This window comes from Chloroflexus sp., from assembly GCF_034431535.1.
Taxonomy (GTDB): Bacteria; Chloroflexota; Chloroflexia; order Chloroflexales; family Chloroflexaceae; genus Chloroflexus.
In genome coordinates, this window is record NZ_DAOUDC010000019.1 from 17375 (window position 1) to 31263 (window position 13889).

Here is a 13889-nt window from a genome sequence, read left to right on the forward strand (position 1 = left end):
CGAGGTCGCTATGCTCTCGAATGACGATATTCAAGCGCAGGTGCTGGCCGTCTTTCGCGCCGAACAGGCCGAACATCGCCAGACCATTGTTGACATCTTACTCGACCTTGAGCGCGCGCTGGAACAGTCGCCGCAACGTGAACAGATCGACCAACTGTTCCGGGCCGCGCACAGCTTAAAGGGTGGCGCGCGCGCTGCCGGGGTGCGCTCGGTTGAGCAGATTGCCCATCAGATTGAGAACGTTTTTGCGGCGCTCCGCCAGCAACGCGTAACCTTAACGGCTGAGATTTGCGATGTGATCTACCATGCGCTTGATCTAATCGGCGCATTGATGGATCAGGCCGTGCCCGGCGTGGTGGCTGATGAAGCGGCGTTTGCCGAATTGTTAGCCCAATTGGCCGCCATCACGCATGCTGATCCAGATGCTCCGCCGGCTCCCGAACCGGTTCCGACAATACCTGCGCGCGCCGTTGCGGCGCCGGCTACGCCAGCGGAAACGAGCATCAGAGTTGATGTCGCCATTCTCGATAACCTGATGCATGAAGTCGGTGAATTGCTGACCAGCACGTTACGCTCACGGCAGTTGGCGCGCGATCTGCAAGCATTAGCGCCCCAATTTGAACGGTGGCGGCGCACGTGGCGGCGTGCAGCGCCAGTAGTGCGCCGTATGCAGCGCCGTGCTGCGCCCCACGCCTCTGGCAAAACCGATGGCGAAGACACCCAATCCCTCATAACAACCTTGGAGCAGGCCAATGCGCTCATCGATGCGCTCAACTCAGCGATCAGTCGCATTGCTGCCCGCGCCCGCGAAGACCACGACCGCCTGAGCGCGATCAGTGGCCGGTTGCAAGCCTATGTCCAACACACCCGGATGGCGCCGCTTAGCGGGATTGTCGGGCCGTTGCGTTTGCACGTGCGCGAGTTGGCCCGGAGCGCCGGCAAAGAGGTTGAATTTGTGATCGATGACGGCGGCGCCGAAGCGGATCGGCAAGTCCTTGAACAGGTGCGCGAGATTTGTTTGCACCTGCTGCGGAATGCTGTTGATCACGGTATCGAGCCGCCTGAGGTGCGGCAGGCGCAGGGCAAGCCTCCTGCCGGGCTGGTGAAGCTCGTTGCGGCTGCTACTGGTGACCGGCTGGTCATTACGCTGAGTGATGATGGCGCCGGGATTGATCTGGAACGGGTGCGCCAACAAGCTATTGCCAGCGGGTTGTTAACTCGTGAGCAAGAGACGGTTGATCAAACGGTTCTGCTCGACCTGATCTTCGTCCCCGGCTTTTCGACCAAGAGCAGCGTCAGCGCATTATCAGGGCGTGGGGTGGGGCTTGATGTGGTGCGCACGAGCGCTGAACGGATGGGTGGGCAAATTCGGGTTGAGACTACGCTTGGTCAAGGCGCCACGTTTATGCTCAGCTTGCCGCTGACCTTGCAACGTTCCCATGGTCTGCTGATCCACGTCGCGCGGCATACCTTTGCCATCCCGCTGGATAGTTTGCAACGGATCGTGTCGGCCAATCGCGAACGGGTGCGCATGTTGGAAGGGCGTGCAGTGTTGGTGATGGAAGGACGGCCATTACCGCTGATTCCATTGGGGCAGTTGTTGGGGATGAACAGCGAGAGCGCGATTGATCTGGATGAAGCTAAGCCGGCGCTGATCCTCGGTGTGAACGAGCGGCAAATCGCTTGCCTTGTGGACGCGATCAGTGAAGAGCTGGAATTAGTTGTGCATCGCTTGCCGGCCCCGTTACAGCGGGTACAGTTCGTAAGTGGCGCGGCGATCCTTGTCGATGGCAGCGTGGCCCCGATTCTGGATCCGGTTGATATGATCCGGGCCGCAATGGCGACTCGCCTTACCGTAGCTTTGCCCGACAAAACGGTCGCTTCAGCGCAAGCGCCGGCCATCCTTGTGGTGGACGACTCTATCACGACGCGCACGTTGGAAAAGAACATTCTTGAGGCCGCCGGCTATCGGGTGCTGTTAGCCACCAACGGCCAAGAAGCGCTTGACCAATTGCACGCAGCACAGGCCAACGGCGGCTGCCAATTAGTGTTGAGCGATGTTGATATGCCGCGTCTCAACGGCTTTGAATTGACGGAGCGCATTCGTTTGGAGCCGCAACTCCGCCACTTGCCGGTAGTGTTGGTGACGTCACTCGATAGCCCAACCGACCGGGAACGCGGGCTGGCAGCAGGTGCCGATGCATATATTGTTAAGCGTGCCTTTGACCAACAGGCGCTACTGGCAACTATCGCGCGCTTGCTCTGAGATGAGCTATGAACCACGTCCAAAAGCAACAAATCACCGTCAGCAGCGATGCTGACCTTATCTTCCTCCGCCAGATGTTGCGCCAGTATGCGCGGACGATGGCGCTCACGCCGTCGCAACAGGCGCGCGTGACCGCCGCGGTGAGCGAAGTCGTGCGCGCGTTGATCCATCAATTTAGCAGCAGCACGATTACCATTCACTGTGATGATGGCGATCGGCGTCACGCGCTGGTGGTCGAATGCGATACGGAGATTGAGGCGTATCACCGGGTGGCTCGCCAACCTGCCGTACAAACGGCATATACGCTGGTTGATGAAGTGGAGGTGAAGCAGTCGCCGATTGGTTGCCATCTGGCGATGAAGATTCGCGCAGGATAGCTTATGATGTCACATACCTTTGTCACCTTCCGCGCCGGCAATCAGATGTTTGCTCTCGCTCTGCGAGTCGTGCAACAGGTGGTGCGGTTGCCGGCCGTCACCCCGGTTGCCGGCGCGCCGCCGGCTATCGCTGGTCTGCTTGATTTCCACGGCCGGCTGATCCCGGTGCTGATCGGGCACTATTTGCTTGAACAGCCGGTGAATATCCATCTGAACAGCATGGTGATGATTCTGGGAGTTGATGTCGATCAACCGCAACTCGGCTTGCTGGTTGATGAGGTGTTTGGGGTCTATCAAGCGCAGCCTGCCGATCTCATCCCGCTGGCGCTCGGCAGTAACGTGCTGGCAGCATCGCTTCGTACTCATGATGGTATCATACCGGTACTTGATCCAGAGGCATTAACGATGTACGCGCAGGTAGTTGCTGCACCGGCACGGGTTGCTTAGGAGCGTTATGAAATCACATGCTGCGCCGATTCGGGTGTTGCTCGTCGAAGATTCGCCGAGCCAGTTGCAGTTGTTACGAGCCTACCTTGAGGCTACGCCGGATCTCGTGGTGGTTGGTACGGCAACCAATGGCCAAGAAGCAGTGCAATCGACGCTTCGCCTCCGCCCCAACATTGTGGCAATGGATATTCATTTGCCGGTGTTTGATGGCTATGAGGCGACGCGCCAAATTATGCAGCATCAGCCAACCCCGATCGTGTTGTTTAGCTCAAGTGCCGGCAATGCCGAACAGCGGGCAATGGCGGCGCTGGCTGCCGGTGCGTTGGCTGTGGTGCGCAAACCGGCCGGGCCGGTTGATCCGGCCAGCATCACCGACCGTGAACATTTGATTCGTACCCTGCGCCTCATGGCTGGGGTGAAGGTGGTCACTCGCCATCCGCCCCGCCCGACACCGGTGCGCATGCCGCGCACCGCCAATACTAGTATTGAACTCGTGGCGATTGCTTCGTCAACCGGCGGCCCAGCCGCTTTGCAAACCTTGCTCACCGACCTCGGCCCGCGGTTGCCGGCGCCGGTCGTCATTGCCCAGCACGTGGCAGTTGGTTTCGCACAGGCCCTCGCCGGCTGGCTGGGCAGTGTAGCGCCGCAACCGGTGCATGTGGTTAGCGAAGAGCTGCCGCTGATCCCCGGCCACGTCTATCTGCCGGACGATAATCTGCATCTCGTAATTAGCCAACCAGGCAGGGTTGGCGTGCTTGCCGGCACCGATGCTGATCACTATTGTCCCAGCAGCGATTATCTGTTCGCCAGTGTTGCCCGCCACTATGGGAGCCGGGCGATTGGCGTGATCATGACCGGGATGGGTGAAGACGGCGCGCGTGGCTTGGCTGAATTGGCCGCTGCCGGTGGCATTACCTTCGGCCAAGATGAGGCGTCATGCGTCGTGTACGGAATGCCCAAAGCGGCTAAGGCACTAGGCGCGGTGCGCCACGAATTGCCGCTCGAACGCTTGGGTCTCTCAATTGCTGCGCTGCTCGCTCCGGCTCAGAATAAGGACTGACTATGCTGAGCGACGATCTCTACCAACGCTTTGCCGCCCTCGTGCGTGAGCGGGCCGGTCTGCACTACCCGCCTCAGCGCCGGGCCGATTTGGCCTACGGGTTGCAACGCGCCGTCCAACAGCTCGGTGTGGCTGATCCGGGCCAATTGCTGGCATTGATCGAACGCTCGCCCACCGCCTGGAACGAAGTGATCGCCGAACTCACGATTGGCGAGACCTACTTTTTTCGCAATGCCGCCCAGTTTGCCGCCTTGCGCGAAGTCATCCTGCCCGATCTGATCCAGCGGCGCAGCATGGTGCGGTATCTGCGGCTGTGGAGCGCCGGCTGCGCTACTGGCGAGGAACCGTATTCGTTGGCGATCACGCTCCGCGAGGCGTTGCCTGCCGATCCGCCATGGCAGATCAGCATTCTAGCTACCGATATCAACCTCCGCTTTCTCGAACGCGCCCGCGAGGCGCTCTACGGCAATTGGTCGTTTCGCGAGACGCCTGATGGGGTGCGCGAGCGTTACTTCATTCCTGAAAGTGGGCGCTGGCGCTTACGCGATGAGATTAAGCGCGATGTCGTCTTCGCTCAACTCAACCTCATCGAGCCGAGCTACCCTTTGCCGCAGTCGGGCATTATTGCCTTTGATATTATCTTCTGCCGCAATGTGTTGATCTATTTCGACGAACCTACCACCCAACAGATCGTCCAGCGCATGTACGATGCCCTGACTCCCGGCGGCTGGCTGGTCGTTGGCCATGCCGAACCGAATATCGAACTCTACCGCCAGTTTGAAACCCACAATGCGCCCGGCACGGTGCTCTATCGCAAACCGTTGCATGCGTCGCCGTTTACGCCGGCCACCACCATTGTGCCGCCGGTGTCATCCAAACCCGCTCCGCCACCCTTGCCGGCCCCGTCTCGCCCCGTGATCCCAGCTACGAAACCGACGCCGCCACCGCCATCATCTGATGAGTTGTTACAGCAGGCGCGCGCTGCTGCCGATCGCGGTGATTGGCCCACTGCCCAAACCTACGTGCAAGCAGTGCTGAAAGCGTATCCGTTGTTTGCGCCGGCCTACTACCTGCAAGCCCAAATCGCCGAACATCACGGCGCCCTTGATGAGGCGTTGGCCGATTATCGCCGGAGTGTCTACCTTGATCCGCACTTTGTGATGGGCTTGCTCGGCATGGCCGGCATCTTCGTGCGGCAGAGCCAACCTGACCCTGCTCGCCGCGCATTGCGACAAGCGGCGACGATCCTCGATCAGCTTCCCGCTGATCACATCGTTGATCCCTTCCACGATGGCACTGCCGCTGAGGTGCGTTCGTATCTCAACCTCTTGTTGCAGCAAATCGGTGGATGAGTGGCGTTTGTGGCATTCCTTCGTGTGAAATTGTTCGTTTCACTTCCCCTTACCCTATCCGGCCAACCCCAAGCAAGAGCATGGCTGGCGTGATCAATCGCACGCCGGTATTGACGCCATTCTAAACCGATGGTAGTTTGAATATATACTACTATTGTTAAGCGTTTTGCTTCCGGAGGGATCATGCCCACTGTCACAATTGGCGACCGTACCATCACTGTCGAACCCGGCACTCGTTTAGTGTTAGCGATCGAGCAAGCCGGGATTGCGATTGGCCATCGCTGTGGCGGCTATGCTCGCTGTACGACCTGCCGGGTGGCATTTGCCGCCGGTGAACCTGACGAGATGACTGCCGCCGAGTACGCTAAGCTCAGTGAGCGTGGCCTGCTTGGCCAATATCGGCTCGCCTGCCAGATCGTGTGCGATCGTGATATGGTCATTGCCGAAGTGCCAATGACCCTTGAGAGCCAAGGCTGGACTGATACCGGCCCGGCGCCGGAGCCAACCGTTACCCCTGATCCGGCGACCTATCCGCCGGCGACGTTAGCGCAGGGCTAAGCCTGCGTGTAAGGGCGACCGTTGCGCTGTAGAGCCGGACGGCTGTCCGGCTCCGCGAAGGACGCAGAGGGCGCAAAGGGGTGAAACGCAAAGCCGCCGAGGACACAGAGGGCGCAAAGAGGTTTAGCATGAACCATCCTCGGCGCGCCCCTCCCCTAGCGGTGGAGGGGCCGGGGGTGGGGGATAGGGGATTAGCCCGCGCAGTGGGCTTCGTAAGCGTAGCCCGGCCCTTTAGGGCCGGGTTCCCTGCTCCTCATCCCGGAGGGCGCAAAGGGGTGAAACGCAAAGCCGCGAAGGGCGTAGAGGGCGCAAAGATGTGGGAAATGTTGATCACCCTCCGCGCCCTCGACGGTACACCCTTCCCCCTCCCCCAGCGGGGGAAGGGTTGGGGGTGAGAATGTATTGCCGCCATCTCGATAGTGACGAAGCCTGCTGTGCGGGTGGAATAGCCATGAAAAGACACAAAACGCACAACAGCATGATATTTTTGCGCCTTTTGTGTCTCTTTGTGGCTATTCGGCGCAGTGCCCTCACCCCCAGCTCCTCTCCCACTGGCGCAGGAGAGGGGAGTGCAGCGCTGAGCGTTGAGGCATCGCACAGCGATCAACGGGAGTGACCGACCACATGTTCTGTCCGCCCTTCAACGTCAGTGGGAGAGAAGTGGGAGGGGTGCGAGAGAAAAGGATACGCCGAAAAACCTTCTATATGCTAACTAACATACTATGACAGCTCCATTTACCCGCCTCGCACCCCATCTGATCGGACTGCTGCCGCTCGCGTTGCTGATCGGTGATGCGCTGGGCAACCGGCTGACGGCCAACCCCATCCAATACCTCACCCAGCGTACAGGGTGGTTCGCGCTGGCGCTGCTCTTAGCGTTGCTGGCGTGTACGCCGTTGAACCGCTGGTTGGGTTGGAAGCCGGTGATGCGCTGGCGTAAGCCGCTCGGTCTCTACAGTTTTGGTTACGCCAGCCTGCACCTCGCCATCTTTGCCGCGCTGGATTACGGTCTTGACCTTGACCTGATCAGGCAAGCGGTAATCGAAAAACGCTACATTATCGCCGGCTTCCTCGCTTTTCTGCTGCTCGTACCGCTAGCGATCACCTCAACCGTCGGCTGGCAACGGCGGCTCAAGCAGTGGTGGCGGCGACTGCACCGGCTGGTCTATCTGGCCGCGGCGCTGGCGGTGGCCCATTACCTCTGGCTAAGCAAAGACCCTCGTCCGGCGTTGCTGGCCGGTGTAGTGCTGGCTGTGCTGCTGTTAGCCCGCTTCCCCGCTAGGCAAAGCTGGCAGCGCGTGGTACAATGGCGCTATGAGCGAACTCAAAGACAGACTCGTACTCGTCGTTGATGATGAGCCGCGCATGATTACCTTCATGCGCATGAATCTTGAGCTGGAAGGGATGCGGGTCACGACCGCCACCAATGGCCGCGAAGCGGTCGAGAAGGTGCGCGAAGAGATGCCCGACATCGTGTTGCTGGACGTGATGATGCCGGTGATGGACGGGTTTGAGGCGCTGCGCCGCATCCGCAGCTTTTCGCAGGTGCCGGTCATCATTCTCACCGCCAAAGATGAGGAAGAAGACCGGGTGCGCGGCCTCGAACTCGGCGCTGACGATTATGTCGGTAAACCCTTTAGCCAGCGCGAGCTGGTCAGCCGCATCCGGGCCGTGTTGCGCCGCCACTACACCCAGCCGCCCATCCCGCAGACGCTGGTCAAGGTTGATGACCGGCTCAGCATCGATTTTGCTCGCCGCGAGGTGCTGGTTGATGGCAAGCGGGTCAATCTGCGCCCAACCGAGTACCGGCTGCTCTACCATCTGGTGCAGAATGCCGGCTATGTGCTAACCCACGAGATGCTGTTGAGCAAGGTGTGGGGGCCGGAATACCGCGACGAGAGCCATTATCTGCGCCTCTACATCACCTATCTGCGCCAAAAGATCGAAGAGGATCCGGCCAACCCCAAGTACATTTTGACCGAACGCGGCGTTGGGTACCGGTTTGTCGATTTCCCCGGCGCGCGCCGGATCAATCCCGCCGATGCGCCGGTGGTGTAGCGCTGCACACGGCCAACAGCCGTTCGGGTTGGCCGCGGTAATCCTCCCACGCCAATTCGCCGCGGGCAATCCCGCTCAATACCTGCCATAACCCGGCATTGACCGGCGCGGCAAGGCCATGCGCCGCCGCGGCGGCGACCACCGCGCCGTAGAGAAATTCACCCTCGGAACGGGTGCGTCCAGCGCGCAGATCGCGCAATAGCGACGGATCTTTGCCGCCGCGCCCGCCCGCCACGCGCTGGCGTAGGATCGGGTCGAGCAGCGCCGGCGGCAACCACCGGATACCAAAGGCGAGCAGTGCCGCCGGGTAGCGCGGTAGATTGACCGGCTTTACCCCCATGGCCTGCATCACCGCCAGCGCTTCACGCACCGCCGCCCGTTCGAGTGCGATCAGGCGGCGGTTGGCGTACACCTGATCGACCGGCCAGCCGAGGATAGCGGCAGTAGCATTGCCCAGCATATTGAGCAGCGCCTTCGACCACTTCAGCGCCCGATAATCGGGGTAGCGCCGCACCGCAAAACCAGCGGCAGACAAGGCCGTCTCGGCCCGCGTCAGATCGCTCGCCGCACCCACCGGCGCTAAGCCAATGCCACCTGCTTTCGTGACCGTAATGGTCGTGGGGCCGGTCGCGTCCACCGAAGTGGTAATTGCGCCGGAAACGATCCGGTCGGCGCCGAACGCGGCAGCGAGCGTCTCTTCGTTGCCAATCCCGTTTTGCAAGGTGAGAATCGTCGCCGGATTGAGCGCGCGCAAAGTAGGAATCGCGCCTTCGGTATCGTACCCCTTCACACACAAGATCGCGAGTGCCGGCGACTGAAATGCCGGCGGCAGCTCGGTCACCGCGCCGGCTACCGTTAGGTTGGTCAACTCACACGTGCCGATCCCGCTCACAACGAGCGGATTGGCGCGCAATGCCGCCGCGCCGTTGGGACGGGTCAGCAGGGCGACCGACGGCAGATTGGCGGCCTGCGCCAAGCGCGAGAGCACGAGCAACCCGATCGCGCCGCCGCCGACGATGACAATAGCCATGAATGCCTCCAGCTAGGGTTTGATGCGATAGGAATGGGTTCAGGCCCTCAGTTCCGCTCGCTATCCGGTGATGCTGCCAAGTATTGGAGTACAGCTCTCGCGTGGAGTGTGGCAGTCAAACTGCCGCACTCCAGAATGGTATACGTTGGTGTTGGCATATCAATTCCCGCAGGCATTGTCCTCGCTGACGCGGGAGATTGCTTCGGGGGCTGCGCCCCCTCGCACTGATATGCAGGCCATTGCGCGCGCTGGTGATGCTGCCGAGTATTGGCGTATAGCTCTCGTATGGCGTGCAGTAGTTTGACTGCCGCATGCCAGAATGGTTCGGCGGCTACGCTCTCGCGTAATGATTTTCGCCATTCCTCACCCCACTACGCCAAGTCCACCCTTTTACCAAAGCTGTAGTATAGCGGAAAATAAACGAGCGGCACGCCGATTCGTGCTACCATGTAAGGTGTTGGATCCGCATTTGAGTGAAGGAACCACAACGGTATGGCAACCCCTCCACAGGTTGGCGATCTTGCGCCTGATTTTGCCCTGCCGAACGAAGCTGGCGAGCTGGTCTCGCTCAGCCAGTTTCGCGGCAAGCGAGTGATTCTCTATTTCTACCCCAAGGACGACACCCCCGGCTGCACGTCGCAGGCGTGCGGTTTTCGCGATGCTTACCCGGTGATCGAAGAGAAGAACGCCGTCGTGATCGGGATTAGCCCCGACAGCACGAAATCGCACGCAAAGTTTAAGACTAAGCACAACTTGCCGTTTATCTTGCTCGCCGACGAGCAGCACAGCGTGGCTGAAGCGTATGGCGTGTGGGGCGAGAAGTCGATGATGGGCAAGAAGTACATGGGCATCATCCGCTCGCATTTTGTGATCGACGAAGAAGGCCGGATTGCGCAGGCCGAGGTGAAAGTCAGCCCCGCCGATAGTGTCAAACGGGCACTGGCGGCGTTAGGGCAGTGATGCCCCGCCCCGGCGATACTCTTCCGGCGTTTGGCCGACCTCTTTGCGAAACACCCGGCTAAAATAGCTGCTGCTCGAAAAGCCGACTTCGAGCGCGATATTGGTAATGCTCTTGTCGCTTTCGAGCAGCAACCGGCGCGCTTGCAACACCCGATAGCGGTTGAGATACTCGACCGGCGTGGCACCGAGTTCTTGCCGGAAACAGTGGGTGAGGTAGTCTTCGCTCATGCCGACGTAATGAGCGATATCTTGCCGGGTGATCGGGTGGTCGTAGTGGCTGTGGATGTACGCCATCGCCTTGCGCACCAGCATCTGCGCCTGATCACTCAGCCGCCGCCGCCGTTCGAGCGCGGCCTGTAGGTGGGTGAGGGTTTCACTGGCGCTGAACATGCCTTTGCTGAGCACCGCCGTCACCCCTTGATTGAGACGGGCCATATCCGCTTCGCTCAGCATGCGCCCGGTAATCACGATCACCTGAATATCGCGCCACTCTTTGCGCGCGCGCATGGCCTCAAGCACCGCAAAGCCATCCATTTCCGGTATCATCAGATCGAGCAGCACCAGATCGATCTTCTGCTGGGCCAAGATCGCAAGCGCCTCGCGGCCCAAACGGGCGCGCTTGACGTCGATGGCGGCGTTATGGGCTTGGATGAGACGGGCATGCAGGTCGAGCGTCTCGGGATCGTCATCAACCACCAGGATGGTTGAATTGCTTTCGGTTGGGCCGGCAGCCAGCCAGTATTGGTCGAGCGCGCGACTGAGATCGGCCAGATCGATCGGCTTCGTGAGGTAGTTGAACTCCATCACGGTACCGTGCTGCTCGGTCATCGCGTAACACAAGAGCGGCAGATCGCGGGTGGCCGGGTTCGCTTTCAGCACCCGGATCGTCTCCCACCACGCCCGTTCGCCTTGGGTCGTATTGAGCACGACGGCGCTATAGCTCTTGCTAAGCAGTTCAGCCAGCCATGCCGCGCTCTCGTCGATCGGGAAGGCGGCAACCGTAAAGCCGCGCTGTTCGAGATAACGTTGCAGCCGCTCGTCCGGCCCTACCGAGAGCAACAACACCCGTGGCAAAGCCGGCAGAGTCGGCGCGCTGCGCCGCCGTTTGCGGGCCGGTGCAGCAATCACCGGCAAGCGGAAGAAGAACTCGGATCCCTCGCCTTCGATGCCGCTCGAACGCACCCCGATCTCGCCGCCGTGCAGCGCGACCAGCCGCTTGCAAATCGCCAACCCCAAGCCAATGCCGCCATAGCCGCGACTCGCACTGCGCTCCGAACGCTGAAATTCATCGAAAATTCGCGCTTGCTCTTCCGGCGGCAGGCCAACCCCGGTATCGCGCACCGTGACCGTCACGGCATCAGCGGCGGGGGTGACGGTCAGGCTCACGCTGCCGCGCGCAGTGAACTTGATCGCATTGACCACCAGATTCAGCCCGATCTGGTGCAGCCGGGTGCGATCGCCCCACACCCACGGCCCCTCGGCAGGGATCGAGTCGTGCCACGCCAGATGTTTATCAGCAGCCATCTGCTGGCCGGCCTCGGCCACCGCCCGCATCACTTGCCCCAAATCGACCACCTCGCAAGCCAAACGCAACTGGCCGGCATCGCTGCTGGCCAGATCAAGTACATCGCTGATCAGGCGACCCAAATGGCGTGCATTGACATAAATCCGTTTCAGATCGGCGCGCATCGCCGCCGGCAACTGGCGCTTGCCGGCAGCGCTCTCACGCAACAGCAGATCGCTCATGCCGACAATCAAATTCAGCGGGGTCTGCAACTCGTGGCTCACCATCGAAAGGAAACGACTTTTAAGCTGGTTGGTCTCTTCGGCCAACCGCCGGCCCTCGTTCGCCGCCCGGTACAAGCGGGCCGTATTGAGCGCGGCGCTGATCTGTTGTGCGATCGCACCATAGAGGTCAAGCCGCGAGGTGTCGAAGGCGATAAAGCCAGCCTCGCTACCGGCGCCGGTCAAGGGGATGAGGGTGAGTTGGTAGGGGTGGCGGGCCGGCAACCATTGCGACGGTGGGAAAGCGCGGCTGCGAATGCGAATCACTGGCTGTTGTGGCACCGTCACGGCCCGCAACCGGCACCATGCGACCGGATCATCACCCTCGGCTTCAAAAAAGCCGATCCAGAGCAGCGGCAAGTTCAGTTCGGGCAAATGCCGGGCCAAAATCTCGTAGATATCACTCTCAGCTAGCGCGTTCAACAAGCGCGCAGTCAACCGGCCTAAGCGGTTATTGGTTTGTTGTTGGGAATTAAGGTAATGCCAATGCTGAAAGCGCATCGCGGCGCTAATCGTCACCCGCGCTTCGTCCAGCAGTTCGTGGGCAAAAGGGTGGAACGCCGGATCAAGCAGATTCGGTAACGCATCACGAATGAAGGAAAGGGCGATTTGCCATTCGTGGGTGTCATCGCCGGCAGCGGCCACCTGTTTGAGCGTCTGCGCCAGCACTGCGCGCATAGAGGCCGGATCGGCGTGCTGCACAGCTTGGGTAAAGGCATTCACAAGGCGGAGGCACAGCCGGTACACCTCATCACGGGTCAGGCCGCGCGATCTGAGACTCAGCATCTCGCCCATCGAGTGCGCAATCGCGGCAGCGCGATCGGCAGCGTCCGGTTGATCGGCGTGATGGGCAGCCATTTCCAACGCATCGGCCAGCACCGCGCTCTGGCTACAGCCGCACGACTCGCGGATCACCAGCCGGGCCGGCACCTGCACCAAATCCGGCAGCGGTTGGCGATCGCGCAGGTGGTGAACCATCAGTTCGAGGACCTGATAACCCAGCCGGAAGAGTGGAATCTGTATTGTGGTCAAGGCCGGTTCGTGCAGCAACCCTTCGGGACGGTCATCAAACCCAATAATCGCCACATCGTCCGGCACGCGCCGGCCCATCGCGCGCAGCGCCGCAATTGCCCCCAGCGCCGACTCATCGTTGCTGACCAAGACCGCGGTAAAGGGTTGACCAGTCGCCAGCAACTGCTGCATGGCCGCGTAACCGCCGGCAAACACGTGACGGCCAAAGACGATCAAGTGCGGATCGACCGCCAAGCCGAATTGGGCCATCCCCGCCTCAAAGGCGTGCAGACGTTCACCCGAATCGCCGTCGAGATCGGTTTCGCTGCCGGCAATAAAGGCAATTTGGCGATGGCCATGCTCAACCAAATGGCGGAGAGCGGCGAAGATTCCGCCGGTATTGTCGGCGACAATAGTTGGCCCAGCTTCGCCCGATCCAACGAACACAATCGGGTGGCCGGCGGCGCGGATCGACTGGATCAGGTGCGATCGTTCGGGCCGCTGAAGCGGATTGATCACAATCAAGCCATGGGTGTTCCACGGCCCGACCGGCACAAAATCGGCATCATCGGTCACCGCCGGCCACGCCGGACGCGGCGGATCGTTAATCTGGCCGGAAGCGCCCATCCCGCAGGCCAGCAGAAGGTTGCAACCTAACTCGTGGGCGGCGTGACGCATACCGTGGTAGATTGGGCTTAGATAGCTCAGCGTCAGCGCCGTACCGTAGAATTGCCAACCGGCAATCACCCCCACCGTGGGGTGGCGCGAACGGTGCATCGTTGCAGACGTGGTGCGCATACGGCATATTCCTTTGGAAAGCGAAGACGCAAGGTGTTATGGAACGCAACGACGCCAAGGCGCAACGCGATGGATGGCACATGGGCGCGCTAATGGGTCTATCTATCATACCACCTTTGCGGAGCCGGACAGCCGTCTGGTTCGCCGCCGCCGTGGAAACCCAACGACGCCAAGCCGCAACGCGATG

The 13889-nt window shown here is 60.7% G+C and carries 11 protein-coding genes; 9 read left to right on the forward strand and 2 right to left on the reverse strand.

What is annotated here, in order from left to right:
- Positions 1 to 10 precede the first annotated feature (10 nt).
- The 8 genes from U9R61_RS05510 to U9R61_RS05545 all read left to right on the forward strand — a co-directional run bounded on the left by U9R61_RS05510 (position 11) and on the right by U9R61_RS05545 (position 8118).
- Positions 11 to 2266 (forward strand): hybrid sensor histidine kinase/response regulator, encoded by a 2256-nt coding sequence (locus tag U9R61_RS05510; RefSeq protein ID WP_322487818.1) that lies wholly within the window; start codon positions 11 to 13, stop codon positions 2264 to 2266.
- A gap of 8 nt (positions 2267 to 2274) precedes the next feature.
- On the forward strand, positions 2275 to 2643 hold the full coding sequence (locus U9R61_RS05515; protein ID WP_322487819.1) for a hypothetical protein: 369 nt from the start codon (positions 2275 to 2277) through the stop codon (positions 2641 to 2643).
- 3 nt (positions 2644 to 2646) lie between these two features.
- Positions 2647 to 3090, forward strand: a complete 444-nt coding sequence (locus U9R61_RS05520; protein WP_322487820.1) for a chemotaxis protein CheW — start codon at positions 2647 to 2649, stop codon at positions 3088 to 3090.
- Positions 3091 to 3097: 7 nt separating this feature from the next.
- Complete coding sequence (gene cheB / locus U9R61_RS05525; RefSeq protein WP_322487821.1) at positions 3098 to 4150, forward strand: chemotaxis-specific protein-glutamate methyltransferase CheB; 1053 nt, start codon at positions 3098 to 3100, stop codon at positions 4148 to 4150.
- A gap of 2 nt (positions 4151 to 4152) precedes the next feature.
- Positions 4153 to 5502, forward strand: coding sequence for a CheR family methyltransferase (locus U9R61_RS05530; protein WP_322487822.1), 1350 nt, complete (start codon positions 4153 to 4155; stop codon positions 5500 to 5502).
- Positions 5503 to 5685: 183 nt separating this feature from the next.
- Positions 5686 to 6060, forward strand: a complete 375-nt coding sequence (locus U9R61_RS05535) for a 2Fe-2S iron-sulfur cluster-binding protein (RefSeq protein WP_322487823.1) — start codon at positions 5686 to 5688, stop codon at positions 6058 to 6060.
- Positions 6061 to 6782: 722 nt separating this feature from the next.
- The gene (locus U9R61_RS05540) at positions 6783 to 7412 is read left to right on the forward strand and encodes a sulfite oxidase heme-binding subunit YedZ (RefSeq protein WP_322487824.1); all 630 of its coding nucleotides are present in this window, start codon (positions 6783 to 6785) and stop codon (positions 7410 to 7412) included.
- On the forward strand, positions 7375 to 8118 hold the full coding sequence (locus U9R61_RS05545; protein WP_322487825.1) for a response regulator transcription factor: 744 nt from the start codon (positions 7375 to 7377) through the stop codon (positions 8116 to 8118). The genes U9R61_RS05540 and U9R61_RS05545 overlap by 38 nt, the downstream gene beginning before the upstream one ends.
- Here the strand turns inward: U9R61_RS05545 and U9R61_RS05550 are convergent.
- The gene (locus tag U9R61_RS05550) at positions 8090 to 9148 is read right to left on the reverse strand and encodes a 2-dehydropantoate 2-reductase (RefSeq protein WP_322487826.1); all 1059 of its coding nucleotides are present in this window, start codon (positions 9146 to 9148) and stop codon (positions 8090 to 8092) included. The two genes, U9R61_RS05545 and U9R61_RS05550, sit on opposite strands and share 29 nt — an antisense overlap.
- A gap of 492 nt (positions 9149 to 9640) precedes the next feature.
- Here U9R61_RS05550 and bcp point away from each other — a divergent pair, with 492 nt between their 5' ends.
- Positions 9641 to 10108 carry a thioredoxin-dependent thiol peroxidase gene (gene bcp, locus U9R61_RS05555; RefSeq protein WP_322487827.1) on the forward strand — a complete coding sequence of 156 codons (468 nt, stop codon included), beginning with the start codon at positions 9641 to 9643 and terminating at the stop codon, positions 10106 to 10108.
- Here bcp and U9R61_RS05560 read toward each other — a convergent pair.
- On the reverse strand, positions 10097 to 13702 hold the full coding sequence (locus U9R61_RS05560; protein WP_322487828.1) for a substrate-binding domain-containing protein: 3606 nt from the start codon (positions 13700 to 13702) through the stop codon (positions 10097 to 10099). The two genes, bcp and U9R61_RS05560, sit on opposite strands and share 12 nt — an antisense overlap.
- Between the last annotated feature and the right edge of the window lie 187 nt (positions 13703 to 13889).

What these genes read in the sequence shown, in the direction of transcription:
- U9R61_RS05545 (WP_322487825.1), top strand. Translation starts at nt 7,375, where the DNA reads ATGAGCGAACTCAAAGACAGACTCGTACTCGTCGTTGATGATGAGCCG.
- U9R61_RS05540 (WP_322487824.1), top strand. Translation starts at nt 6,783, where the DNA reads ATGACAGCTCCATTTACCCGCCTCGCACCCCATCTGATCGGACTGCTG.
- U9R61_RS05515 (WP_322487819.1), top strand. Translation starts at nt 2,275, where the DNA reads ATGAACCACGTCCAAAAGCAACAAATCACCGTCAGCAGCGATGCTGAC.
- U9R61_RS05560 (WP_322487828.1), bottom strand. Translation starts at nt 13,702, where the DNA reads ATGCGCACCACGTCTGCAACGATGCACCGTTCGCGCCACCCCACGGTG.
- U9R61_RS05550 (WP_322487826.1), bottom strand. Translation starts at nt 9,148, where the DNA reads ATGGCTATTGTCATCGTCGGCGGCGGCGCGATCGGGTTGCTCGTGCTC.
- U9R61_RS05520 (WP_322487820.1), top strand. Translation starts at nt 2,647, where the DNA reads ATGATGTCACATACCTTTGTCACCTTCCGCGCCGGCAATCAGATGTTT.
- U9R61_RS05510 (WP_322487818.1), top strand. Translation starts at nt 11, where the DNA reads ATGCTCTCGAATGACGATATTCAAGCGCAGGTGCTGGCCGTCTTTCGC.
- U9R61_RS05535 (WP_322487823.1), top strand. Translation starts at nt 5,686, where the DNA reads ATGCCCACTGTCACAATTGGCGACCGTACCATCACTGTCGAACCCGGC.
- bcp (WP_322487827.1), top strand. Translation starts at nt 9,641, where the DNA reads ATGGCAACCCCTCCACAGGTTGGCGATCTTGCGCCTGATTTTGCCCTG.
- U9R61_RS05530 (WP_322487822.1), top strand. Translation starts at nt 4,153, where the DNA reads ATGCTGAGCGACGATCTCTACCAACGCTTTGCCGCCCTCGTGCGTGAG.
- cheB (WP_322487821.1), top strand. Translation starts at nt 3,098, where the DNA reads ATGAAATCACATGCTGCGCCGATTCGGGTGTTGCTCGTCGAAGATTCG.